The organism is Bacillus sp. PS108, assembly GCF_037963335.1.
GTDB classification, from domain to species: Bacteria; Bacillota; Bacilli; order Bacillales; family Bacillaceae; genus Bacillus; species Bacillus subtilis.
The window spans coordinates 1,822,906-1,848,635 of the sequence record NZ_CP150155.1 but is presented as its reverse complement, the minus strand read 5'-3'; the positions used below and the strand labels follow the sequence as shown (position 1 = coordinate 1,848,635).

Sequence of the window (25,730 nt, the reverse complement as noted above, 5' to 3'; positions counted from 1 at the left end):
CTTTATATTTCCTTCCTACATATACTTCTTTAATTCACCGATGATACTTTGCTCTTCTTGGACATAGCCGGATATGTCATACTGTTCATTTTCTTCATTAAAATAGAAGCGGTCTACCATCGTTTCCGATTTGATTCTGGAAAGGAGCCTCCCTTCACTTGCCGGCACATGTGCTTCAAAAGACGTTAACAGTTCTTGGCGCAAATAGCGCTGAATCGCTTCTTTAAAGGCTGCAGCGTCGTCCTCAAATTTCGCACTGACCATAATGTGATCCCTTCCGGCGGACGGTATAAAATCAGGCAGTTTTTGATCACGTTTATTGTAAGCCGTCAGCATCGGGATATCATCTGCTTCAAGCTCCTCGAGAAGCCGAAGCACTGTTTTTTCATGTCCCGCATAATCCTCATTTGAAGAATCAATTAAATGCAGGATCAAATCCGCTTCTTTTACTTCCTCAAGCGTTGAGCGGAATGCAGCAATCAATGTCGTCGGAAGATCCTGAATAAATCCTACTGTATCTGAAAGAAGAACACTGTAGCCGCTTGGCAGGACCATTTTTCTGGTCATCGGGTCCAGCGTGGCAAACAGGAGATCTTCTTCATAGCTGTCAGCACTCGTCAGGCGGTTGAACCATGTTGATTTCCCTGCGTTTGTATAGCCGACAAGCGCAATTTGAAGCACACCGTTTTTCTTTCTTCTTTCACGGTATCGGCTTCTATGGCGAATGACAGTTGAAAGCTGTGTGTTGATTTCATGAATGCGATTTCTGATATGGCGGCGGTCGGTTTCCAGTTTCGTTTCCCCGGGACCTCTTGCCCCAATTCCTCCGCCTTGCCGGGAGAGATTGATCCCTTGTCCCGTCAGACGCGGCAGTGCATATTGCAGCTGAGCCAGCTCAATTTGAAGTTTGCCTTCTCTCGTTCTCGCCCGCTTTGCAAAAATATCTAATATCAATTGCGTGCGGTCAATCATCTTCACTTCAATTGCTGTTGCCAATGACTTCAGCTGACTTGGCGACAGTTCATCATTAAAGATGAGGAGATCAGCTTCAAGCTCTTCCACCAGTGCCTTCAGCTCTTCTACCTTCCCTTTTCCTATATATGTAGCGGCGTCAGCCCTGTTCCGTTTTTGTGTGACGCTGGTCAGTACTTTTCCGTCTGCTGTTTTTGTCAGAGATGCTAGCTCTTCCATAGAATTTTCAAAATGCTCATCCGTGATATGCGGCAGCTGACATCCGACTAAAATGGCTTTCTCCTGAATCGTTTCTTGTTCGTTCAAATGGATGTTCCTTTCTTTTGCATATTGGGCAGTAGTATTATCATACCAAACCCTGCATGTGTATACCACAAATCGATTGCTTTGAAAAGCGGAAATACGAGCAAAAAACAGACCTCTCAAAAACTGAGAGGTCTATGCAGATCCAGATGCTTCTTCTTTAATGGAAAGATCTTGGCTTTTGATGGTCATCAAGTCGCTTTTTAAGTATTGGTCTCCCATTAAAAGCCTCATGGCTTGTGCTCTGATCGATTTTTCGATCACATTTCTGACAAAACGTCCATTGCTGAATTTAATGGGACTTGTCGTGCTTTTCACTGTCATTAAGTAATCTTTCAATTTCCATTCAGCTTCTTGACTGAGCTGGTATTCCCTTTCATCGATCATTCGTTTCGCAATCTCCATGAGCTGTGTCACAGAGTAATCCGGAAAATCAATGGAGATGGGAAATCTTGATTGGAGACCGGGATTTAACGAGAGAAAATGATCCATTTCCCGTGAATATCCGGCGAGTATCAAAATAAACTCATGCTGTTTGTCTTCCATATGCTTTACAAGTGTGTCGATCGCTTCTTTCCCAAAGTCCTTTTCGCCGCCTCTTGCCAGCGAGTAGGCTTCGTCTATAAACAAAATGCCACCTAATGACTTTTTGATTAAATCTCTCGTCTTTTGGGCGGTGTGTCCGATATACTCCCCGACCAGGTCAGCCCGCTCCGCTTCTATTAAGTGGCCTTTTGACAGGACATTCATTTCAAAGAACAGCTTGCCGATGAGCCGTGCAACCGTCGTTTTTCCCGTTCCCGGATTTCCTTTAAACATCATGTGCAGCGCTTGCTTTCCAACCTTCAAGCCTTGCTCCGCGCGTTTTTGGTTCACAAAAATCCAGGCGTATATTTCCTTGATGTTGCGTTTCATTTCCTCCATCCCAACTAATGCGCTCATCTCTTTTTCGATTTCCTTCAAAATGCCGTGCTTTGCTTCGTTTTTTTGCAATGCAGCCTGATATTCCGCCTCTGCCTCAGCATTCGTCAGTACCTGCTTTTGCCCGTTCAGAATAATGTTGATCTGTCCGTTGTTTTTATAAGTCACAGCGCGCTCCAACATCTTCACCTCTCTGTTCTCTCTATATGATATTCAAGCGGATGCCGATTGTGACAAACGCCTATCATGTGTCGAAACAATTGCTTTTTTCGGGAACAATAAGGAATCCTGCGCTTTCCCGAGAAATACTTTATTTCTTATTGTATTCACGGACATGGGGTGGACAAACCATGAGATTTTGTTTTTAATCATTTTGTCAGAGTATTATGGTGAACTTCTTTTTCATTATTTTCTCCATTCGCCAATCCTTTTTTCATGCAACGGGCTGTTTTTTGTACGAAGCGTATTACCCGCCCTAAGATACCTGAAGTGTTTTTCTTTTTTTCGATTTATAAAGTGGTGTCTTTATTGAAAGGAGCTTTTCTCATCAATTTACGTTTTAAATGCTTGATTTAATATGAACGCAAAGCTTAAAACCAGCAGGAATCAGTGCAGGTTAACCGAACCCATAGTACATACAAACATATGGCGTATGCACAGATTTCATTTCAGACCGTATCTGTTGTCGCTTCATGTTGAATTGTGCGCTTTCCCGAGAAATAATTTCCGGATGTGAAAGGGTTATTTCCTCATTTTTCAGTTGAATGATAATCGTACAAGCAGAAGCCGTGTTTTTTCATATCCTGTAATGAGGTGATGAAAAATGGTTAAAATTTTTATTGATCCTGGCCATGGCGGGTCTGATCCAGGCGCAACAGGTAATGGCCTTCAGGAAAAAACGTTAACCCTGCAAATCGCTTTAGCCTTACGTACGATATTAACTAATGAATATGAAGACGTTTCTTTGCTGCTGAGCCGGACAAGCGACCAATATGTCAGCTTAAACGACCGGACAAATGCCGCAAATAACTGGGGAGCAGATTTCTTTTTGTCCATTCACGTTAATTCCGGGGGAGGCACAGGTTTTGAAAGCTATATTTATCCAGGTGTAGGAGCTCCGACGACGACTTATCAATCGACAATTCACTCTGAAGTGATACAAGCTGTCGACTTTGCCGATCGCGGCAAAAAAACAGCGAACTTCCACGTCCTAAGGGAGTCGGCAATGCCTGCCCTCTTGACCGAGAACGGCTTCATTGATACCGTTGCCGATGCAAATAAGCTGAAAACGAGCAGTTTTATTCAAAGCTTAGCGAGAGGACATGCAAAGGGGCTGGAGCAAGCCTTTAACCTTAAAAAGACTTCCAGCTCAGGGTTATATAAGGTTCAAAGCGGCGCATTTAAAGTCAAAGCGAATGCCGACTCGCTTGCAAGTAAAGCCGAAGCCAAAGGTTTTGACTCGATTGTCCTTTTAAAGGACGGATTATACAAAGTGCAGATTGGCGCATTTTCATCCAAAGACAATGCAGACACCCTCGCTGCCAGAGCGAAAAATGCCGGCTTTGACGCTATTGTGATCCTAGAATCATAGCCGAGACGGGGACGAGCGTCTCATAAAAAAACCCGGCTCCTCATCGCGAGAAACCGGGTTTTTTTATTCAAGAATATCAACAACAAACTGTGACCATGTTTCCAGACGGTTGTAGATGTCTTCCTGTTTTAATTCAGAAACTTTCATCCATTTACCCGCAATTTGTTCTTTCTCCTTCACTTCCACTTGTGCCCCAGGCTTTAATTGAAGCGCAGAAAGAATACCAATATGCACTTTGCCAACACTGTTTTCATCATCATTGATCAATCCCAGTGTGACAATCGCCTGTTTATCTTCTTCATTTATTTGCAGTTCTTCCTCAAGCTCACGGTCTGTGTTCAGCTTTAAGACTTCAGCAAATGAAGCTGCCCCTTCGATGGCGTTCATATGGCCGCCAAAGCCGAGAGAAAGCTTGTTGTGCAGACGCGATTCACCGCCGCCAGCCAGCCGCTCGTAAAGAAAAACTTCATCTTCACGCTTAATGACGACATAAGGTATCGGCTGCTTGAAACGCGTATCTTCTTCTGCGTCCCCTCTTCTCATTTCACGATAGGCCGCTTCAATCTGAGCCATGATTTCTGCTACTCTGCTATCTTCACTGTATACGCCCTGGAAGGTTAAGCTTTCTTTCTTAAACACATCATCGCGCGGGGCAACTAAAATCATTTCGTCCATTTTTCCCATGGGTACTGCGTCCTCCTCATTTGAACCTTCAAGCCGAAAAGAGCAGATATTATATCTGCTCTTTTTCATCTTCAAAATAAAAGTCATCATCTTTGAGCGGCTCAACTGTCGCTTTTTTATAGCCATTCCCCTTCATAGAGAAGAAGTCATGCGATTTTGTTTTTGTGTTTAATCCGTTTAATACGATCGGATTAATATCTTCCTCTTCGAAGTATGGATCAAATCCAAGATTCATCAGCGCTTTATTCGCATTATAGCGGATGAATTTCTTTACATCGTGTGAGAGTCCGACTTGATCGTACAAATCCTCTGTATATTCAAGCTCATTTTCATATAACTGATTCAGAAGGTCAATCGCAAATTCACGAAGCTCTGCTTTTTTCTCTTCTGTCTGTTTATTATAAATTTCCTGAGCAAGGAGACCGACATACACGCCGTGAATCGCTTCGTCACGAAGGATCAGGTTAATGATCTCACCGCTTTGCATCAGTTTTCCTTGTCCGTAGAAATATAACGGATAATAGAAACCGCTGTAGAAAAGGAAGCTTTCCAGATAAACGGAAGCAACCATCGCTTTGAACAGTGAAATTTCATCATCTTTTTGAATGGCTTTGTAAAGCCCGACAATCATTTGCGCTTTTTTCTGCAAATATTTATTTTGTTTAACCCATTCAAATACTTCATTGATCGTTTCAGTCGGTGCAAGGGTCATGAAAATATTAGAGTACGACTTCGCATGGACAGCGTTCTCCATCATCGCCATGAAGTTCAGCACCGCTTTCCGCTGGTGGCCATCTACGTGTTCAGCCACGATCGGCATCCCCGTATTCCCCTGCTCTGTATCAAGAAGCGTAAGTCCGGCCAGTACCTTCATATAAGTATCCTGCTCATTTTTTCCGAGGTACTTCCATGTGAGGAGATCGCCGTTTAAAGCAATCTCTTCAGGAAGCCAGAACTGTTTCACGTTTTGGTTATAGAACATTTGGGTAAAATCGTCTTCATGCTTTGACCAGTTTGCTGCGTCATAAATTTTTGTCACTATAAACTCTCCTTTAATCAAACAACACAAGAAAGGCAGCTGTCTTGCCCAGTATCTTTCGTTCTTGCATAGTAAATGGTTTTAATACCTCTATGATGTGCATACAGATCGATTCGGTTTAAATCACGGGTCGTCATTGTGTCTTTTAAGAACAATGTAAAGCTGATTCCCTGATCAATGTGCTGCTGGATAGTGGCGATCATATCAACAACCTTGAACATGTCCATATCGTAGGCTTCTTTATAGAAGAACCAGTTATTAGATGCAAGCCCAGGCATTGGGTAGTACGTTTTTGAGTTGCCGTATGTTCGTTCTTCAATCCGTTCCATAATCGGCATAACAGACGCCGTACTTGATTGGACGTATGAGATAGAGCCTGTCGGCGCAATGCATAATCTGTAGCTGTGATACATACCGTGTTCAGCCACAAATGCTTTTAGCTTTTTCCAGTCCTCTGTCGTCGGGATATGCATACCCTCAAACAGATTAGCGATTTTTTCATATTTCGGTGAGAAATCAGTAGAAACGTATTTGTCAAAGTATTCACCTGTCGCATAGGTTGAGCCTTCATATTGATCAAACGTTTCACCCTTCTCTTTTGCGATTTCCGCAGAACGCTGGATGGAGTAGAAGTTCACCATCATAAAGAACGTGTTTGCAAAGTCACGCGCTTCCGGACTTTCATACGCAATGCCGTTTTGCGCAAGGTAGCCGTGAAGGTTCATAGCACCGAGGCCGATTGACTTCATCGCTTTGTTTGCCCGTCTTACAGCAGGCGCATTACGGATGTCAGTTGTTTCAGAAACGTGTGTTAAAGAGTCTGTCGCAAGCTTGACTGTCTTTTCGATTGATTTATGCTCCATGACATTGAGAATGTTAAGCGAACCCAGGTTGCAGGAAATATCCAGACCGATTTCATCTTCTTCATCATAGTCTGTGTATGAAGAAACTTGAGATGCCTGCAGCACTTCAGAGCAAAGGTTAGAAAATTTGACCTTGGAAATATGGTTATTCGCATGCACTTTATTGACGTTATCTTGGAACATGATGTATGGATAGCCTGATTCAGAACGAAGCATCGCCAATTTTTCAAGCAGTTTCCGCGGGTTGATTTTTTCCTTTTTCACCCGAGGGTTGTCGACAAACTTGTCGTACATTTCGTTCATGTCCATCTCATCCATGTGCTGGCCGTACTCTTTATAAATCGTGTGCGGATAGAATACATAAGCCGCTTTGTCCTCGCGTGCAAGCTCAACGAACTTATCCGGAATGACAACACCGATCGAAAGCGTTTTGACGCGCACATCTTCATCCGCAGAAATCTTTTTCGTATCAAGAAAATCATTGATATCGCGGTGGAAAATGTTTAAATACGCCGCGCCGGACCCTTGTCTTTGTCCCATTTGGTCAGCGTAACGGAACGCGTTATCAAGAAGCTTCATGACGCCTACAACGCCTTTTGTCGCATTCTCAACATCTTTAATGGCTTCACCTTTCGCGCGAAGCTTGGACAGGTTAAGAGAAACCCCGCCGCCAAGCTTAGAAAGCTGCATGGAGATATCGATCGCTCTTGAAATGTCATTTAAGGAATCATTGACTTCCAGCAAGAAGCAGCTCACAAGTTCACCGCGGCGTTTTCTGCCGGCGTTCAGAAATGTCGGTGTGCTCGGCTGATATTCTTGATTGATCATCAGGTTTACATATTCTTTTGCTTTCTCAGTGTCGCCGTTAGCGAAGAACAGCGCAACAATTGAGATCCGGTCCTCATAACGCTCGAGGATTTTTTTCTTGTCATTCGTTTTCAAAGCATAGTCATTATAGAATTTAAACGCACTCATGAAGGAAGGAAAACGAAACTTCTTAGCGTAAGCTGTCTTAAACACTTCTTTAATGTCTTCAAAAGAATAAAGGCTTAAGAATTCCTCTTCGTAGTATTGGTTTTCAACCAAATAATCCAGCTTCTCTTTTAAATCGTGAAAGAAGACTGTGTTTTGATTGATATAATCTACAAAATAGCTATGTACAGCCTCTTTATCCTTATCAAACTGGAATTTTCCATCTTTTTGGATCATGATTTCGTTATTTAACTGGATCCATTTTGGCACTTGATTTTGTGACAACTCTTTCTACCTCCTGAGTAAACAATTCAACGTCTTTAGATGTGCCGCTGAGTTCAAATTTGTGCAAGATCGGCACCTGATATTGTCTTGAAATGGTATCGGCGCTTTTTGCAAAGTTATCGCCCCATACTTTGTTGCCGCTCGCAGCGACTCCTAATAAGAGATGGGCGTATTTTTCGAGAAATGATTGTGTTGATGCCGGTACCTGGCCGAAGTTTGTCGTGTAGGTGACCAAAACAAACGGAGTGTCCACGTGGTCCATTTCGTCCACCTTGCGTATCTGCTGAAAGCCTGTTTTATTCACAAACCGCTGAACATTCCCTGTTTTCGAATCAAATATGATTTGTACCACGTTTTATCACGACCTATCAAAAAATATGAATCTCTCATCACTAACACTATATATAGTATACTACCCTCTAGCAAAAACACAATATATAGATTCGTTTTTATGAAAAATTCATATTTTGATCAAATCAGGCAAATGGGCAGACTCATTAGGGCCCAAAAAAGAGAGCAGAACGAGAATCATCTCTCGTCCTACTCGGGGTGTCGTTTTTTAGCCGATGTATATCATAACATGAAAAAAAACTGCTTAGTAGTCTAGATTTTTTTTTCTTAAGCTATCACAGCATTTTTCGCTCTCTACTGTTTCTTCTATTTCAACATCCGCGCCGATCTCTTCTAAAACCGCCTTCAAAGCAGTGATAATTGACGCTTCTCTGATTAATTCTTTTCCGTTCACAATGATACTTGTTCCGTATTCATAGCAAGAATCATCTTCGCAAATTTCTTCCCAATGATTCACGATCACTTTATGCTTCATGTTTTCACCCTCTGTTTGATCTGTGTCTGTATTTAGTTTAGCGGCTGGCATCCGCTTTGTAAATTCGAATGCTTGTGAATTTTATTCAAGCTCATCATCCGCGTATTCTTTCTTCAGCTTTACCTCATTGCGGGACTCATTATACTCATAAATTTTGATATAGCCGTCCTCCATCACGCCAAAATGGTTATGTTCAAGTGGAAACGAGATGGGCTGAGGCGTTTCATAGTCTGAATTGCCGCTGTTTGTTTCAATAATGGTATCTTGATTCCCGCACGCCCCGAACAGTAAAAAGACAGCTATCCATACAAGTGCAATCCTGATTCGTCTCAGTTCTGCTTCACTTTCAAACAAGGTCGATCACTCCCAAATTCATTTTATACATAATATACCATTTTCACTTCCGTATGTTGTTCTCATAAAAAAAAGACCGTGCCTTGGCATGGTCAGCTTACACAAAAAGCTTGGAGCAAAAGTGGATTCATGTTAAAAATGGCCGCCGGGAACCCCCGGCAGCCTTTCCTCATGTCTTGACATGGCATTTTTTGATCTATTCGAGTTCAAGCTGGACGTTTTTTTGCGGCGCAAACGTTGAGATCGCATGTTTATATATAAGCTGCTGCTTACCTTCCGATTCCAACAATACGGTAAAGTTATCAAAGCCTTTCACCTGGCCCCGCAACTGAAAGCCGTTCAGCAAAAAAACAGTGACATACGTATTTTCTTTCCGGATTTGATTCAAAAACTGATCCTGAATATTAATCGGTTTCATGTTTCGTCCTCCTTGATTCTCTATATCATACAGTTTCGATTAAAGTTCGAGTTTTCCTGCTATATGTGTGAAAATTTCCTTTTTTTTCAGCTCCATATCAACAGGCGGTGTCATATCGAACCATGTGACCTGCATTTTGTTGCGAAACCACGTCAGCTGGCGTTTCGCATACCGCCTCGAGTTCTGCTTTAGCTGTTCGACAGCATCGGAAAGTGTCACAAAACCGTCAAAATATGCATACAGCTCTTTATAGCCTATCGCCTGTATTGATTGACAGTCTCTCACGTTCTTGTCGTATAAGCGTTTCACTTCCGGAAGAAGGCCTGACTCCATCATCATATCGACCCGCTGATTAATTCTTTCGTAGAGCGTGTCTCTATCCATTGTCAGGCCAATTAACACTGCATTGTACAGAAGTTCTCGTTTTTGTTCCTTCAAATGCTGGGACATCGTTTTTCCGGACGTATGTAAAATTTCCAGTGCGCGAATGACTCTTCTTGTATTATTCGGATGAATCGCAGCTGCTGCCTCGGGATCTGCTGCAGCAAGTTTGGCATGCAGAAAGTCAGCGCCTTCCCGCTCAGCGGCCATTTGCATGCTCTCTCGAAACACGGGATCATTTGCCTCTTCCGTAAATGTATAATCGTAAAGCACAGATTGTATATAAAGCCCTGTACCGCCGACAATCATCGGAAGCTTTCCTCTATTTGCAATCTCGCTGATTTTATTTCTTACTAAGCTTTGATAATCGGCAGTAGAGAAAGAGTCTTGGGGATCTAAAATGTCAATCAGATGATGGGGCACTCCCTCCATCTCCTGTTCGGTAATTTTAGCTGTTCCAATATCCATCCCTTTATAAATCTGCATCGAATCTCCGCTGATAATTTCTGCGTTTAAGGATTTGGCTAGCTGAATACTTAAATTGGTTTTCCCCACTGCCGTCGGTCCGACTAAAATGACAACGGGCTGCTTCGTATTATTCAATATGTATCACTCTCTTTTATAAATCTCCCCCCATTATAGCATTCAACATGGACAACCACCTATCCATTTTGCCCTTTTTTTGCATCGGTAAACATCCTTCTACCAGCCGAGCGGCTCATTGCCGACAATTTCCCTTGTCTTTCCTTTCAGGGTATGACGATGCGTTTTTCTTCTGTCATCTCCGGGATCGTACACAACCCCTCCGTACTGGATCTCAATCGGCTCGTTATAGGCCAGATATGTCGTTTCTTCGATTTCATGATAATGTGTGCCATCTGCTAAGGGAATCGCCGGCCCTGAGATTCCGTAATACCGATGAAAATGGCCGTTTTCAAATGAAGTGATCCCTGTATAGTAATGTGTATGCTGATCGGTATTTGATCCGTTTGCCGGCTGAGTAAACCCTTCAATGAGATGATAATGGCCCTGTTCTCTCGTTGTTTTGACATGATAGGCATGTGCGTGGGGCGGTGCTTTTGACCAGTCAGACTGATACAGGCCCAATGTGTTCACATCCTCCTTTTCCTCGATTCGCCCAATCAAATCCGGGCAGGGTGAATACACTGCATCATCTACACTTTATTACAGGAGGAAAGAAAACATGAACGAGTTAGAGCATTTCAGCCCTGAAGATACAAGAATATTTGGAAGGCCGTTCGGATTCGGGAGACCATTTGGGTTTGGAAGACCTTTCGGATTCGGTTACGGGTTTGGAAGACCCGGATTTGGCTATGGATTTGGTTTTGGCCGGCCATTCGGATTTTTTGGAGGACCGTTTATCGGCGGCCTTGCAGGCGGGCTTATAGGAAGCGCTTTATTTAATCCTTATTTGTATGGCGGATACCCCTATTATCCGTATGCCCCGTTCCCTTATTATTATTAAACGCAAAAGACCCCTTAAAAAGGGGTCTTTTTAAGTGTGTGAAAATGAATCTCTTGACTCATACATAGGCATACACTAATATTTTTCTAGCTGAAGTTTTTTTCTAATCTAAAAATATAGTGAGGAGAATTCATGATGTTGGTAGGATATATATTCCTCACGATTGCCATATGTTCGGAATCGATAGGAGCAGCCATGCTGAAAGTATCTGATGGCTTCAAAAAGTGGAAGCCAAGTGCTTTGGTCGTTATTGGCTATTCCCTCGCCTTTTATATGCTGTCCCTGACTTTAAACCATATTCCCCTGAGCCTCTCCTATGCGACTTGGAGCGGGGCAGGCACGGTGCTGACGACAGTGATCGGAGTAAAATGGTTCAAGGAAGATCTGAATGCCAAAGGGCTTATCGGGATTCTTTTATTACTATCAGGGGTCGTGTTACTTAATTGGCAGTAAAGGAGTGATGAAGATGAGAGGATTGCTTTATTTGGCTCTCGCCATTGTATCTGAAGTGTTTGGGAGCACGATGCTGAAGCTTTCAGAAGGATTTACACAAGCCTGGCCCATTGCCGGAGTCATAGTCGGATTTCTTTCTGCTTTTACGTTTCTAAGCTTTTCTTTAAAAACAATTGACTTATCAAGCGCGTATGCAACATGGTCGGGCGTTGGTACCGCGCTTACAGCAATTGTCGGGTTTTTGCTTTTTGGCGAAACCATCAGTTTAAAAGGTGTATTCGGTCTCACGCTTGTCATTGCAGGCGTGGTCGTGCTAAATCAATCGAAAGCCCACGCTGAAGATAAAAAACAGACGGTCTGTGAGTGACCGTCTGTTTTCTTTATTCTCCACCCAGTTTCACAGAGGCTTCAAGCTGCAGCTCGACATTTCCTTGAATTGCACGCGAAATCATGCATGACGACTCCGCTTTTTTACAAAGCTTGTGCGCCAATACGACGTCGTCTTGTGAAGCATCATGTTTAAGCACGACAGAGGGACGGTGAATGATCTTTTTGTATGTAAAGACTCCTTTTGTGACGTCGACAATGCCTTCTGACTCCATCTGTAAGTCTTCTTTTTCCAGCCCGCTTCTCTCCATCATCGCTGCAAGTGTAATAATGTAACAGGTCGCTGCCGCCCCGAGAAGCATTTCATCTGGGTTGGTCCCTTCTCCCGGGCCATCCATTTCTTTAGGAATGGAAATCGATGTGATCAGGTTTCCGCTTTCAATCGTACCGACATCATTGCGGTTACCCGGCCAATTCGCTTTTAAATAAAAATGATGATCTGCCATTGTTTCGCCTCCTTTTTTATCCTATTTCAGTCTACTGATCTTCTCTTATTTTGTCTTCTGATCTGCTTGTTACGAATACTCTTTTTCCAGGACACCTTTGATCGCACTGACATAAGCATAAAATTCACTGTTCTTTGTGTATTTTCTATTTTTATAATAAAAATCATCAAAAAATGCTTCTCTCTGCTCACGGCTGATTTCCAGCTGGATACTTAGCCCCGTTTCCCCTTGGTTATTAATGTTTTCGGCATTCAATCCAGCAAGACCGCTTTTAGACGACGCTAACTCAGCGGAAAACCCTCTCCGCTCAAGGGCTCTCACAATCATTTTCGCCCGCTTTCGGTCTGTTCCCCCTACAAGGGTATTCTTGTTCTCTCCTTTATATCCGTGAAAAGCCACCACATATTGATGCTCCTTGATTTTCTTTTTTGCCAATGGCTCATCAAAGTTGGTGCTTGTAATGTGCAGCGTTTGGTTATCGTGGGACTTCAACCCTTCAAACAGGTATGTAGAGTATTCATTATTGAAATAACGAACAAGCTCACTTACTCCGCCTTCAATTCTTCCGCCATGCGGAGACATAATTAAGACTTTGCTTCCTTTTTTCTCATTATATGAAATATCGTAATCGGCTGGGCTCTCATTCTCTGCCAAGCTGCTGAAATTTGAATATGTATCTGGCTGATTTGATGGTTCAGGTTCCAATGAGTAATGAACATATCTCAAGAACAAGACAATGGCTAAGACTAATATGACATTTAGTAAAAATCTTCTCATGTTTAACTCCTTTCATAAGAATGGCGCGGTTCATTATATGAGGTTTAGCCAATAGGTTTTATCTTACCATTGTATACACAATATCATCAGTGAAAAAGTTCCCGGTTTCAAAAAATCAATTGATTGTCACGGTTATTAGCGGTTCATTTCAAATAAGAGTGAAAAAAGGTTGAGAGGAAAGACAAAAAAGGTAGGAACAACCTCACTTGGCAAATAAATGTATATAGGTTTAAGGAGGGTTTTAGTAACAGGCTGCCCGGTTGCTGAGACGGACAGCTGTTACCGGCCTGCAGAATAGAGATTTTGCTTATTTGTTCTCACAAAATCACAGGAGAGGATAGAGTCCAATAAAAATGTTCTGATCTGTTGTTTCGAAAAACAAAATGCTTTGATTTTCGTTTTGCTTTTCTGTCTCACAATAATCGTTCTTTTACTAATCGTTCCGTCTTTCTTCATATATATAATGCTGATTGGCATTTGGCTTTCCAAAGATCGGTGCAAGTAGAAATTCATACGGTTGCTCTCCCCTTCCCAGTTTGATATGATCACATTATAATACGAACAAATGTTCTTTTTCAATCCCCAATGATTTCCTCAACTTCTGAATCTATCGTATCTAATGCGAAAGATTCAGAAAAACAAACTCTTGTCTGTCTCTTACAGAGGACAAACAAACTTACCAAACCTATCATCTGTTCATAGAGTATACAGAGAACCTTATAATAGGAGGAAAATACATGTTTGGGTACTCTATGGTACAAATGGTGAGAGCAAATGCTCACAAGCTAGATTGGCCGTTACGGGAAACCGTATTGCAGCTTTACAAGCCCTTCAAATGGACTCCTTGCTTCTTGCATAAATTTTTCGAAACCAAATTGCAAAACAGAAAAAAAATGTCAGTCATTATCGAATTTGAGGAAGGCTGTCACGAGACCGGCTTTCAAATGGCTGGAGATGTGCTGCAAAAAGAAAAACGCAGCAAGCTAAAAAGCCGCTTCAACAAAATCAACTGCTGCAGCGCCGAGGTTACTCCTTCAGCATTACATTCCCTTCTCTCTGAATGCAGCAATATCCGTAAAGTGTATTTAAACCGCGAAGTCAAAGCGCTTTTAGACACGGCAACCGAAGCAAGCCATGCGAAGGAAGTCGTCAGAAACGGGCAAACCCTGACAGGAAAAGGTGTTACTGTCGCTGTTGTCGATACAGGAATCTACCCGCATCCTGATCTAGAAGGCAGAATTATCGGATTCGCGGATATGGTCAATCAAAAAACAGAGCCGTACGATGATAATGGTCATGGCACACACTGTGCAGGTGATGTCGCAAGCAGCGGCGCATCCTCTTCCGGTCAATACCGCGGACCTGCACCGGAAGCCAATCTCATCGGCGTAAAGGTATTAAACAAGCAGGGTTCAGGAACGTTAGCAGATATTATAGAGGGTGTTGAGTGGTGTATTCAATACAATGAGGACAACCTCGATGAACCGATTGATATTATTAGCATGTCGCTCGGGGGCGATGCCCTTAGATATGATCATGAACAGGAAGATCCGTTAGTCAGAGCGGTTGAAGAAGCGTGGAACGCAGGGATTGTCGTCTGTGTCGCTGCCGGAAACTCAGGCCCTGATTCGCAGACCATTGCAAGCCCGGGCGTGAGCGAAAAGGTGATTACAGTAGGTGCGCTTGACGATAACAATACTGCAAGCAGCGATGATGATACTGTCGCTTCCTTCTCAAGCCGCGGCCCGACAGTATACGGGAAAGAAAAGCCCGATATTTTAGCGCCGGGTGTTAATATTATTTCCCTTCGCTCTCCGAATTCTTATATTGATAAGCTCCAAAAGTCAAGCCGTGTAGGGTCTCAGTACTTTACAATGTCAGGAACCTCAATGGCAACACCGATTTGCGCAGGAATCGCAGCTTTAATTCTTCAGCAAAACCCGGATCTTACCCCTGATGAAGTAAAAGAGCTTTTGAAAAACGGCACGGACAAATGGAAAGATGAAGATCCGAATGTGTACGGAGCGGGCGCTGTCAACGCAGAAAATTCCGTTCCCGGCCAATAAACATCATCAAAAGCCGGCAATTCTCTCTCAGCAGAACTGCCGGTTTTTTGTTTGAATATTCATAATCATAAGGTAAAATAATGGAAAATAGATGAAGGAAGTGAAGAAAGTGCCATATTATATCTGCAACACATGCGGTGTGCAACATGCACAGACTGTAGATCCGCCCAACTCGTGTCTGATTTGCGAGGATGAAAGGCAGTATATTCATCCCGATGGACAAAGTTGGACAACCCTTGAAGACATGCGTGAGAAAGGAAACCTTCAAAACATCCTTAAAAAGGAAGAAGAGCATCTTTACAGCATCAAAACTGAACCAGAGTTTGCGATTGGACAAACAGCCCATCTTATCCAGCATAAGGGCTTCAATGTGCTGTGGGATTGCATGACATATCTTGACCAAAAGACAATTGACCAAATCAACGAATTAGGCGGTATTCAAGCCATCGCCTTGTCTCATCCGCATTATTACTCTACTCAAGTTGAGTGGGCTGAAGCGTTTCAGGCGCCGATCTATATCCATGAGGATGATAAAGAATGGGTGACAAGGCCAAGCAATCACATTCACTTCTGGTCAGGGGAAACGCTCAACGTGAAGCCGGGACTGGACCTTTACCGACTGGGCGGACATTTTAAAGGCGGTGCTGTTTTGCATTGGAGCAAGGGAAATGAAGGGAAAGGCTGTCTATTGACCGGAGATATCATTACGGTTGCGGCGGACCGAAACTGGGTCAGCTTTATGTACAGCTACCCAAACCTCATTCCCCTTCCCGCCTCCAAAGTTGAAGAAATAGCAGCCAAAGTAAAACCGCTTCAATTCAACCGGCTTTACAATGCTTTTTCTAAAGTTGTCAAAGAAAATGCCGGCGAAGCGGTCCAGCGTTCTGCCGTACGCTATATCAAGGCTCTCAACAGCGAATTGTTTCATACATAAAGAGTGAGGCGGCTCTTTTCCGTGTAAAAGATGCAGCAATTGGGAATAGTATCGTGTAGATCAAAAGGAGGAATATTGATGGCACACACGAATACACAGCTTTCTCAATGGCTGGAATCAAAAGTCGGCCAGACGCTTGATATTAGAAAAGGTGAATTGACCCATGATGAAGAGATATCAGACTTGGATCAGATAGTTCTCCACCTTCAAAAAGTGGCTATACGCAGTACGAATCATCCTGATGATTATGTTGCGAAAGAAGAGCTGGTTTTAGAAGGCGAAGGAACAACATTCACTGAGGACGGGAACGTACCGCTTCCGCAAAATGCCTATGAGATTCCTTTATTAGGTGAGCTTCATATTCACCAAGAAAACGAAGGATTGAAGGTCGTAACAGATCGTGCAGTATATACAATTGATATCCAGCACAGCTGACGATCACTTTCATCAAAATAATACAGCGTAGCGCCTTTGAGCTTTCGTTCAAAGGCGCTGCTTTATATCGAGCCGTTTTTTCACTTTTTTCGTTCTTCACCCTATTGAATGACTCCTAAAATAGATATATAGTTTTAGAGACAGGATTACATTTCAAATCATTCTGTTTTTTGTAAACTAGTTCAGCAATTTGATTCATCTATTTACCCTATTAGGCGAGGAGAATGCAAATGGAAAAATTGATGTTTCATCCGCATGGTAAAGAGTTTCATCACAATCCTTTTTCAGTTTTAGGACGATTTAGAGAGGAAGAGCCCATTCACCGATTTGAATTAAAACGGTTCGGAGCCACATATCCGGCCTGGTTAATTACCCGATACGATGATTGTATGGCCTTTTTAAAAGACAACCGAATTACAAGAGACGTAAAAAATGTGATGAACCAAGAACAAATCAAAATGCTCAACGTTAGTGAAGATATCGATTTTGTATCCGATCATATGCTGGCAAAAGACACACCTGACCATACCCGCCTGAGATCACTTGTTCATCAAGCATTTACTCCCCGAACCATTGAAAATCTGCGCGGCAGCATTGAACAAATTGCTGAACAGCTTTTAGATGAAATGGAAAAAGAAAATAAAGCGGATATCATGAAATCCTTCGCTTCCCCTTTGCCTTTTATTGTTATATCTGAATTGATGGGAATCCCAAAAGAAGATCGGTCACAGTTTCAAATCTGGACCAATGCGATGGTTGATACCTCTGAAGGTAATAGAGAGCTGACAAATCAGGCTCTTCGTGAATTTAAAGATTATATCGCCAAGCTGATCCATGACAGAAGAATAAAGCCAAAAGACGATTTAATCAGCAAACTTGTGCATGCTGAGGAAAACGGCAGCAAGTTAAGCGAAAAAGAGCTCTATTCGATGCTGTTCTTGCTCATTGTAGCCGGCCTTGAAACAACTGTTAACTTACTCGGCTCAGGCACCCTCGCATTGCTGCAGCACATGAAGGAATGTGAGAAGCTCAAGCAGCATCCTGAAATGATCGCTACAGCGGTTGAAGAATTGCTGCGATACACCTCACCTGTCGTTATGATGGCAAATCGGTGGGCCATTGAAGACTTTACATATAAGGGGCATTCGATCAAAAGAGGAGACATGATTTTTATAGGCATTGGATCGGCCAATCGCGACCCGAATTTTTTTGAGAACCCCGAAATATTAAATATAAATCGGTCGCCTAACAGACATATTTCTTTCGGTTTTGGCATTCATTTCTGCTTAGGAGCGCCTCTTGCCAGGCTGGAAGGCCACATTGCATTTAACGCACTTCTGAAGAGATTTCCTGATATTGAACTTGCGGTTGCACCTGATGACATTCAATGGAGAAAAAATGTCTTTTTAAGAGGATTAGAAAGTCTCCCTGTTTCACTTTCAAAATAACATTCAAAACGCCCCCTTTTAAAAGAGGGGGCGTTTGTGTTTTCTCAGCGCTTCACCAATTCATCTGTTTCTTTTTCTTCCCTCGCTTCATGTTTCTTTCGGAAAGCCTTAAGGAAATTCGCATTCACTACTCCCCTGTTTGAATAGAGCTTTTCGCAAAATTCTAACATGGCTGTTGACGCTTTCGGTTCGGTTAATATCATGAAGTGGTTGCTTGAATCGACATCCACCAGGTGGAAATGGGGAATTTGCCGCTCCCATTCCTCCCAATAGGCAGCTTGATCAAACGGTTCTTTTTCATTTGATAAAGTGAAATAAGTGTCTAAATCACCAAAGAAAGACCTGCTTTTGTTGCGGAAATAATAACATTTTACCGTCTCAGGATCAGGGAGAGGCTTAACAGTGTACGACTCCAAATCATAGGCGCGCTGTGTTTTCATCATTTGCTGAGCCTGCGCACGTATTTGCTTATCTGGTTTGTTTAGCCCTCGTTCTTTTGCCAAGTCAATCAACTCAGACAGGAATTCTTCATCCTCTAAGCTTATGTCCACCTCTTCACGGCTGATGAGAACATCCGTAAGTTTTTCCCGTTTCGCAATCGATGCCAGCATCGTATTAATTGTTTGCAGCATTGACGTTTTCATAGATGCCTCATTCTCTTTTGTCTCAGAACGATATGGGGAGTCAATCATCACCATGCTTTTGACAGCAAGGCCTTGGCTTTGCAGCTGGCGAGTGACTTCATATGCAATCATCCCGCCTAAGGAATATCCGCCTACATCATAAGGACCTTCAGGCTGTATGGATCGAATGATCTCTATATAATAGGAAGCCATTTGTTCAATTCCGTGCAAAGGAGCAGAATCAGTCATGAATCCTCTGGCTTGAATGCCGTAAAAAGGGCGCTGGCTCTTTTGTGCAAATTGCTGATAGATTTCAACTCCTCCTACTCCGCCATGGAACCAAAAGACAGGGCGCCCCCGCTTGCCGTCATTTAACGGTATTAATTCCGGAAACGTGCGAGCTTGATCATTTTGTAAGGATGTATCCTCCTGTTTCTTTGCGATCAAGTCCATCATGTCCTGAACAGTATGGCATGCTTGAAGCTCCGTCAAGGCAATGAGAGGGTCCACCTTTGATTGCAATTGCTGTAATAACTGTATGCAAGAAATTGAATCAAATCCATACTGCTGCAATGGCTTATGAAACTGCAGTTCATCCGGAGCCATCCCTAGTACATTTGCTAATATGTGATGATCGCTGCTGTTGTTGATACGCTCATCCTGTGAAACAGAAGGCGTATTCTCTACTGCTTGAAAGCCGTTCCAGCAGCTTCTCTTTTCAAATGGATAGGTTGGCAACGGTATTCTGCGGGCACCTTTTCCTTGATAAAGCTTTTCCCATGGGATTTGCACCCCTTTTGTCCAGCAAAACGCGATCTTTTCAAGGTTGTTTTCAGACAACAAAGTCTCGATCACCATTTCTCTTAATGGACCATCCAGCAAGGCTTCGAGATCTGACGAGCCATTTTCTGCATTTCCGCTAAAGACAGGTACAGAACTCTTCAGCTTATCGCCTTTTTCTGCTAAGCAGGCTTGCAAGCCGATTACCAGTTCTTCTTTACTGCGGACAACGAGCGCCAGGCGGTCTTCCATTTCCTCTCGGCCGGTTTGAAGTGTATAAGCATAATCTTGTAATGACAGTTCTTGTTGTTTATTCACATAGTCAAGCTGCTGTTGAGCAATTGCTTTTAGCCTGTCTTGATTCTTTGCAGAAAGAACTACAATGTGGGCACCATTCTCACTCATACTAACCGGTGGTTTTGGTAAAGGAATATATTCTTCTAAAATGACGTGCGCATTTACGCCTCCAAAGCTATAGCTGTTGATACTCGCTCTGCGCGGAATTTTTTTGCCTGCATCGTCACTTAAATCCCTCCATTGCTGATTCTCGGCAGTCACTCGGAAACGGGTGCCCTTTAATGACACCTGGTCATTCAAAGACGAAAATCCGGATATGCCTGGTATTGTTTGATGCTTCATCGCCATGCTGACCTTCATAAGAGCAGCCATGCCTGAGACGAGTTCACCGTGTCCGATGCTCGGCTTTAAGCTGCTGATATAACATGGCGCTTCCTCCCGTACTTCCTGTGGAAGTTCCAATTCGAGCTGACTGCAGCCTGACTTTAACGCCTCTATTTCTATCGCGTCTGCCAATGGAGAGGCGATCCCATGCGCTTCTATATAGGTCACCGTTTTGGGATCAATTTGCGCTCCTTGATAAGCCTTCAGCATTGCATCCTTCATGCCGGCCGGATTTGGCGCGTGAAGTGACATTCCCCTGCCGCCATGCGATACCCCTGAACCTTTAATAACCGAATAAATATGATCAGAATCTTCAATGGCTTTTTGCAATGGTTTAATGATGAGAACTCCTGCTCCTTCACTTCTGACAAAGCCATTTGCATCTGCTTGAAAGGATTTGGCCTGCCCTTTCTCACTCAAATAGCCCATTGAGTCGAAGCCAATAAAGCCTTTTGGTGAAAGCAGCAAATTCACAGCCCCGACAATGGCTTGCTCACATTCACCGTTTCGAATGGATTGTATAGCTCTGTGCAAAGCCACTAGAGCTGAGGAACAGGCAGCTTCATAATATTCACTTGGCCCTTTTACATCAAGTGCATAGGATATACGGTTTGGAATTAGGGAAGGAACCACAGCTGTATCCGTATTGCCGGCTGCGACAAATACTCCTGTCGGGCGGCTGGATACAACCTGCCCTGTTAAGCCTGCATCTTCCATCGCCTTCCATGCATGTATCAAGAGCAGAAACTCCTGTGGGTCCATATTCGCCGCTTCTTTAGGCGATATGCCAAAAAACAGGGGATCAAACTCACCTATTCCTTCTATAAAACCGCCCCATTGAAGGCTTGATTGCCCTTCCTTATCGGCTGCGGCATATTTGCGCCAGTCCCAGCGTTCTTTCGGCACTTCAGAGACACAGTTCTTTCCTTGGATAAGGTTATCCCAAAATTCCGTTACGCTGTTTGCTTTCGGAAACTGTCCCGACATGCCGATAATGGCTATGCCGTCTGCTGCGTGTTCGATTGTTTTATCCGTGTTCGTCTCGTATGCCGGAATCTGTTTCATTTGGTTTTCGATTTGAGCTGGGCGTTCTTCCTGCTGATGAGCTTCACCAAACAGCTGAGCAAATGATGCTTCATGTTTGTCCGCAAAAAAGTCGATTAGCTCTTGAATAGTCGGATACTCAAAAAACAGAGTCGGATTTAATTCGATCTTTGTCTCTGCTTCCATCTCCCTTGTCAATGAAACCAATTGAGAAGAATCGATTCCAAAATCCATGATATGCGCTTTTGCAAGAGACAATTTTGACGGATCGGCCATGTTTACTGCCAGTTTATCTGTTACATAGCTTCTGATACGATCTTTCAGATTGCTGGCTTTGATTGCCTTATTTTGATTTCCTCTTTGATTCGAAATACGAAGCTGTTTAAGCGAGTAGCCCGAGTAGTGCAGCACTGTTTCTGACGACTCATTGATCACATCTACATCAAACAGCAGCATGTCACCTGTATTCTTAACCAATGTAATCAAAAGCCAGCAATCCCCTTTTATCGTTTGCTTTGTAAACTGGATATCATTGATTCCAAACGGCAGGAAGCCGCCTGTCATGTCAAACTGCTCTAAGAAACTGAGGATAGCCAAGTACGCGCTGTTTGTCATCAATGGGCTTACAGTGTAATGGTGCCCGTTTGCCAGCCCCCTTTGGGGCAGGCGAATTTTTGCCAGTATAGACTTGTGATCTCTGTAGAGATGAGTAATTGTCTTAAATAACTCTCCCCATTCAGGACCGTTTCCGGTTTTATACATCTGATCGATGTGATGAAGCTTAGTTAATGAATGCTTAACGTTCTCGATATTGACTTTTTTTGGCTCAAAAGAACCGATTCCGCATTGTCCGATTGCGGCAGGCTTCCACAAACCAGAGGACGGCTCGCGATACATGATTTGCAGTTCTATGACTGGATCTTTTTGCAGCGGCTTTGCCTGAATTTCAATGGTCTCGCCTTGTTTGATGACAATTGGACTGATATAACTTAATTTGCTGATACGGCCGCTGTTTTCCTCAGGGAACAGGTTAAAAAATGCTTCAATGGCCAGACTGCCATATGTGGCACCGACAAGCACCCGTTCATTGTTGAAGACATGTCCTTGAACGTAAGGCTCATCATAAGTGAATTGATCTTGAATGACAGGCTGATTGATATTGTCTTCAACATCTGACGATTTCTCATTGATAGACGATACATCGAAATGAAATGATGTATTATGGTCAAATGCATAGTGAGGCAGATGAACCCAGCCTGATCGGTTCTCTCTATCAGCTTCTTTAAAAGTAATCGATGCCCCTTGTGCCCATTGCTCTGCTGCGTTTATTTCTCTATCCTTAGATGCTGATTCCGGACATGGCTGTAAATCGAATGATGTATAGATGCCTTGCTGGAGTGAGCTTTCTCTTGATGTTCGGAACACCTTTAGTTTTTCGATCAGCTCTTGAGTCGATGTCACTGTAAATGCAGCCCTATGCTCTAAATTATGGTTTCTCCTGTGTAAAGCCTGTACAACGGGTTCAATATCCAGAGAAGCTTCCTTCTCTAAAAACAATTGCATATTTTCTAGATAGCTAAGCAGGCTCCATTTTGTTTTGGCTGAAAAAACGGCAGTGAATTCCTGCTGGCGGAGAGCGATATGTTCTTTCTCAGGGGCCGTCTCCATATATTCTTCTATAATAAGATTGGCATAGGCTCCCCCCGCTCCGAAGGAATTGATCATGCTTCTGCGAGGCAATTGTTTTCCAGTTTCAGGATCATTCAAGCGATGCCATGGCTTTGTTTGTTCCTGAAGATAGAAAGCCGTGTGCTCCAGCTTAATATTTGGATTGACAGGCAGCGCGTTAATTGTCGGCACCAGCGTCCCTTTCTTCATCTGCAGCAGCACTTTTGTCAACTGGGAAATACCGGAAGCCGCCTCTAAATGCCCCAGATTGGATTTGACAGAGCCTATCGCACAAAACTGTTTCTTGTTTGTATATTGTTGAAACGCGTTTGTTAAGGCAATTACTTCAATAGGATCGCCCAGCGCTGAACCATTTGCCGCCGATTCAATATAGCCAATAGTCTCTGGATCAATGCCCGACCGCTGAATCGACTTGACAATTAACTTTGCTTGCTGCTTCGGGTCCGGAGCTGTATACATCTGTCTTCCGCCGCTATGGTTAGCAAAACTGCTTTTGATCACAGCGTAAATATGATCCTGATCTTCCATCGCCTTCGAAAGTGGTTTTAACAGGACAGCTCCGACGCCTTCCCCGGGAATAAGCCCGTTTCCGGTGCCAAAACTTTTGCTTTGATTGCCGCTTCCCAGCAGATTGGCACGCTCCAAAGAATCATATTTAGAGAGATCGAGTGTTAAATTGACACCTCCAGCAATCGCCATTGAGCAGTTTTTCAATTTCAGGCTTTCACACGCAAGATGTATGGCGTTTAATGAACTAGAGCATGCTGAGCTGACAGCGATACTCGGTCCGGTCAGGTTAAAAAAGTGGGAAACGCGATTTGCAATGTGCCAGTCTCCCCCATTTGAGCTGAGGACTGCCTGCTCTAAAGATGGGATATTCCAAAAATACTGGTTATACATATTCCCTATAAAAACACCTACTCCGTCATCATCCCGCAATTTATCCAGCCGGGTTCGCGTATAGCCGCCGTCCTCAAACGTTTCCCAGACGGTTTCTAAACATAAACGGAGTTCCGGTGTCATTTCCATCACCCGGTTTTGCTCCACCTCAAAAAGCTGATGGTCAAATGCCTCTATATCTTGTAAAAATCCGCCATAGCGTTTCTTATTTGCCGGCTTTTTTGGATCTTTTGATAATGTTTTCAATAAAGATGTGCGCCATCTGGATTCCGGTGCCTCTGTAATACAATTGTCTCCGGCGATTAAATGCCCCCAAAGCTCTTCTAAACTGTTAGACATCGGATAGCGCCCGCTTACCCCGATTATTGCGATATCTTCTGTACTAGAATCATTAAAATGTGTTCTTTGCAAATTACTTGTCTTTTCTTTTTTTAGTGGTTCGGTATTTGCTAGCTGAGTTTCAGTGACTTCCTGCTCTGTAACAAAGCGGCGTGTATGAAAAGTAAATGGCTTATTAGGATCTGTACGCTCTGTTTGAAGTGGAGCTTCATTTTTTGCAGGCTTCGTTTTTTCCTTTAACAATGCTGTCCGGAGCTTATTTTCATGCCCCTTTACTAAATATTCGACGAGTTCTTTTGTGTTGTTATGTTCAAATAAAATGGTTTTTGGAAGCTCTCCCGTCATTTTTTCTAATTCACGAATGAAATTCACCTGCAAAATCGAATCAATTCCATACTTCTCAAATGTCGTATCTTCGTGAATACGTTCTGGTGATAGTTTGATTGATTTTGCCAGCGTATGCTTCACAAATTGTGCCGTTTGTTCGATGAGAGAATCGCTTTCCTGTGAATGATCGATTTCAGCATTCATTTGTATATGGCTTGGATCTTCTTCTGCCTCCGTTCTCTTCTTTTGACGGACGACTCCGTTACTTTCAGCGGCAATGATCTGCTGGCCGAGCTGATGCGATTGTTCAGCCATAAAGGAAACATAGCGAAATCCTTCACTCTCAAGCACCGTTTTCCAAGTATCCGGATACAGGCCCGGGCAGCCCGGTATGCGGAGATCAGGATCCTCATACAGCCACCAGCCCTCTAAAAGGCCGAACGTCAAATGCGAATATATATTATGATTACTTATTTCATTTAAAAGGAGCAGCCCGTTCTTTTTCAAAACTGCTTTTGCATTTCGCAATGTTTGCCGGATATTTTTTGTGGCATGAAGCACATTTGCCGCGATGACCACGTCGTAGCCTCCCGCATCAATATGCTGTTCAGACGCCGGCTCCTCGACATTAAATCGTTTATATGTCAAATATGGATTGTCAGGACCATACTTATTTTCTGCATGCATTAAAAAAGCTTTAGACAGATCTGTATAACAATATTCTTTTATATGTGTCTGCCATGCTTTCAATTTTTGAAAAACAGCCGCGCTTGTCCCGCCGGTCCCGGCTCCGATTTCTAATATTCGAATCTTCGCCTCAGGCTCTTGCTTCAGACGTTCTTGCAGATAGGCTGTTAACGTATCTGCAAGAACATCATTAAAATAGTCTGCGACTTGATTGTTTTTATAGATCCCTTCTACTAAATCCATAGATGAATTCGGAAACAGGATATCGGTGGCTGACGCCTTGCCGGTCAGAATCTCCGGCAAGGCTTTAAGTGCTGTCTCCACCAATGTCACCATGGCTTTCATATTATTGTCTTGAAGCAGGTCAGATTTTTGTTCATTCCATTCTTTCCACAGCTCGCTCATGGTGCCTATTGAGCGTGTTGGAACATATCCGTTCTCCGTTCGCTTCAAAAATTGCTGCCGTTCTAAAATTGATTGGCTTTCTTCGAACCATCTGCCATAGAAATTCTCCAATACCGGCTGGGATTTACTTTCTGTGAAAAACCCTATGGACTGTAATTGTGCGAAAAGCATTTTACAGAGAATGTCTTCTGTGTTCAGCATTGGCGCTTTCCCT

The 25,730-nt window shown here is 43.2% G+C and carries 23 protein-coding genes; 8 read left to right on the top strand and 15 right to left on the bottom strand.

Annotation, left to right across the window (positions count from 1 at the left end):
- Positions 1-15 precede the first annotated feature (15 nt).
- Both hflX and spoVK read right to left on the bottom strand, forming a co-directional pair.
- On the bottom strand, positions 16-1,278 hold the full coding sequence (gene hflX, locus NSQ16_RS09315) for a GTPase HflX (RefSeq protein WP_230488487.1): 1,263 nt from the start codon (positions 1,276-1,278) through the stop codon (positions 16-18).
- Between the two features lie 132 nt (positions 1,279-1,410).
- Positions 1,411-2,379 carry a stage V sporulation protein K gene (gene spoVK, locus NSQ16_RS09310; protein WP_003231746.1) on the bottom strand — a complete coding sequence of 323 codons (969 nt, stop codon included), beginning with the start codon at positions 2,377-2,379 and terminating at the stop codon, positions 1,411-1,413.
- A 640-nt stretch (positions 2,380-3,019) separates the two neighbouring features.
- On the opposite strand from spoVK, the gene cwlC reads away from it, so the two are divergent.
- Complete coding sequence (cwlC, locus tag NSQ16_RS09305; protein ID WP_046664233.1) at positions 3,020-3,787, top strand: sporulation-specific N-acetylmuramoyl-L-alanine amidase; 768 nt, start codon at positions 3,020-3,022, stop codon at positions 3,785-3,787.
- Positions 3,788-3,850: 63 nt separating this feature from the next.
- Here cwlC and NSQ16_RS09300 read toward each other — a convergent pair whose 3' ends face one another.
- The 9 genes from NSQ16_RS09300 to NSQ16_RS09260 form a co-directional block, all read right to left on the bottom strand.
- The gene (locus tag NSQ16_RS09300; RefSeq protein ID WP_046664231.1) at positions 3,851-4,471 is read right to left on the bottom strand and encodes a hypothetical protein; all 621 of its coding nucleotides are present in this window, start codon (positions 4,469-4,471) and stop codon (positions 3,851-3,853) included.
- A gap of 49 nt (positions 4,472-4,520) precedes the next feature.
- On the bottom strand, positions 4,521-5,510 hold the full coding sequence (nrdF, locus tag NSQ16_RS09295; RefSeq protein ID WP_003231754.1) for a class 1b ribonucleoside-diphosphate reductase subunit beta: 990 nt from the start codon (positions 5,508-5,510) through the stop codon (positions 4,521-4,523).
- 17 nt (positions 5,511-5,527) lie between these two features.
- Positions 5,528-7,630: a class 1b ribonucleoside-diphosphate reductase subunit alpha gene (nrdE, locus tag NSQ16_RS09290; protein WP_014479842.1), complete on the bottom strand. Its 2,103-nt coding sequence runs from the start codon at positions 7,628-7,630 to the stop codon at positions 5,528-5,530.
- The gene (gene nrdI / locus NSQ16_RS09285; protein ID WP_003231758.1) at positions 7,590-7,982 is read right to left on the bottom strand and encodes a class Ib ribonucleoside-diphosphate reductase assembly flavoprotein NrdI; all 393 of its coding nucleotides are present in this window, start codon (positions 7,980-7,982) and stop codon (positions 7,590-7,592) included. Before nrdI ends, nrdE begins: the two co-directional genes overlap by 41 nt.
- A gap of 243 nt (positions 7,983-8,225) precedes the next feature.
- Positions 8,226-8,456, bottom strand: coding sequence for a hypothetical protein (locus NSQ16_RS09280; RefSeq protein ID WP_003245262.1), 231 nt, complete (start codon positions 8,454-8,456; stop codon positions 8,226-8,228).
- Positions 8,457-8,537: 81 nt separating this feature from the next.
- Positions 8,538-8,810 carry a YmzC family protein gene (locus NSQ16_RS09275; protein ID WP_003231763.1) on the bottom strand — a complete coding sequence of 91 codons (273 nt, stop codon included), beginning with the start codon at positions 8,808-8,810 and terminating at the stop codon, positions 8,538-8,540.
- Positions 8,811-9,006: 196 nt separating this feature from the next.
- On the bottom strand, positions 9,007-9,228 hold the full coding sequence (hfq, locus tag NSQ16_RS09270; RefSeq protein ID WP_003221097.1) for an RNA chaperone Hfq: 222 nt from the start codon (positions 9,226-9,228) through the stop codon (positions 9,007-9,009).
- A gap of 39 nt (positions 9,229-9,267) precedes the next feature.
- Complete coding sequence (gene miaA, locus NSQ16_RS09265) at positions 9,268-10,212, bottom strand: tRNA (adenosine(37)-N6)-dimethylallyltransferase MiaA (RefSeq protein WP_069837521.1); 945 nt, start codon at positions 10,210-10,212, stop codon at positions 9,268-9,270.
- A 99-nt stretch (positions 10,213-10,311) separates the two neighbouring features.
- A complete protein-coding gene (locus NSQ16_RS09260) occupies positions 10,312-10,725 on the bottom strand; it encodes a YmaF family protein (RefSeq protein ID WP_003231769.1) in 414 nt (137 codons plus the stop codon).
- 88 nt (positions 10,726-10,813) lie between these two features.
- Between NSQ16_RS09260 and NSQ16_RS09255 the strand changes: the two genes are divergently transcribed.
- From NSQ16_RS09255 to ebrB, 3 genes are all read left to right on the top strand, one after another.
- A complete protein-coding gene (locus NSQ16_RS09255; RefSeq protein ID WP_015715926.1) occupies positions 10,814-11,095 on the top strand; it encodes a hypothetical protein in 282 nt (93 codons plus the stop codon).
- Between the two features lie 135 nt (positions 11,096-11,230).
- Positions 11,231-11,548 carry a multidrug efflux SMR transporter subunit EbrA gene (gene ebrA / locus NSQ16_RS09250; protein WP_230488488.1) on the top strand — a complete coding sequence of 106 codons (318 nt, stop codon included), beginning with the start codon at positions 11,231-11,233 and terminating at the stop codon, positions 11,546-11,548.
- A 13-nt stretch (positions 11,549-11,561) separates the two neighbouring features.
- Positions 11,562-11,915, top strand: coding sequence for a multidrug efflux SMR transporter subunit EbrB (gene ebrB / locus NSQ16_RS09245; RefSeq protein ID WP_014476870.1), 354 nt, complete (start codon positions 11,562-11,564; stop codon positions 11,913-11,915).
- 13 nt (positions 11,916-11,928) lie between these two features.
- On the opposite strand, the gene NSQ16_RS09240 is transcribed toward ebrB, so the two are convergent.
- The 3 genes from NSQ16_RS09240 to NSQ16_RS09230 form a co-directional block, all read right to left on the bottom strand.
- A complete protein-coding gene (locus NSQ16_RS09240; RefSeq protein WP_230488489.1) occupies positions 11,929-12,381 on the bottom strand; it encodes an OsmC family protein in 453 nt (150 codons plus the stop codon).
- Between the two features lie 69 nt (positions 12,382-12,450).
- Positions 12,451-13,158 (bottom strand): poly-gamma-glutamate hydrolase family protein, encoded by a 708-nt coding sequence (locus NSQ16_RS09235; RefSeq protein ID WP_003245758.1) that lies wholly within the window; start codon positions 13,156-13,158, stop codon positions 12,451-12,453.
- A gap of 279 nt (positions 13,159-13,437) precedes the next feature.
- Positions 13,438-13,671 (bottom strand): hypothetical protein, encoded by a 234-nt coding sequence (locus tag NSQ16_RS09230; RefSeq protein ID WP_014476869.1) that lies wholly within the window; start codon positions 13,669-13,671, stop codon positions 13,438-13,440.
- Between the two features lie 224 nt (positions 13,672-13,895).
- On the opposite strand from NSQ16_RS09230, the gene aprX reads away from it, so the two are divergent.
- From aprX to NSQ16_RS09210, 4 genes are all read left to right on the top strand, one after another.
- Positions 13,896-15,224 (top strand): serine protease AprX, encoded by a 1,329-nt coding sequence (aprX, locus tag NSQ16_RS09225; protein ID WP_069703515.1) that lies wholly within the window; start codon positions 13,896-13,898, stop codon positions 15,222-15,224.
- A gap of 109 nt (positions 15,225-15,333) precedes the next feature.
- Positions 15,334-16,158, top strand: coding sequence for an MBL fold metallo-hydrolase (locus tag NSQ16_RS09220; RefSeq protein WP_080479557.1), 825 nt, complete (start codon positions 15,334-15,336; stop codon positions 16,156-16,158).
- 78 nt (positions 16,159-16,236) lie between these two features.
- Positions 16,237-16,593, top strand: coding sequence for a hypothetical protein (locus NSQ16_RS09215; protein ID WP_003245436.1), 357 nt, complete (start codon positions 16,237-16,239; stop codon positions 16,591-16,593).
- Between the two features lie 230 nt (positions 16,594-16,823).
- On the top strand, positions 16,824-18,041 hold the full coding sequence (locus NSQ16_RS09210; protein WP_015715921.1) for a cytochrome P450: 1,218 nt from the start codon (positions 16,824-16,826) through the stop codon (positions 18,039-18,041).
- Positions 18,042-18,085: 44 nt separating this feature from the next.
- Here the strand turns inward: NSQ16_RS09210 and NSQ16_RS09205 are convergent, their stop codons facing one another.
- Entirely contained in the window at positions 18,086-25,717 is a 7,632-nt protein-coding gene (locus tag NSQ16_RS09205; RefSeq protein ID WP_339232699.1) for a beta-ketoacyl synthase N-terminal-like domain-containing protein, read from the bottom strand.
- Positions 25,718-25,730 lie beyond the last annotated feature (13 nt).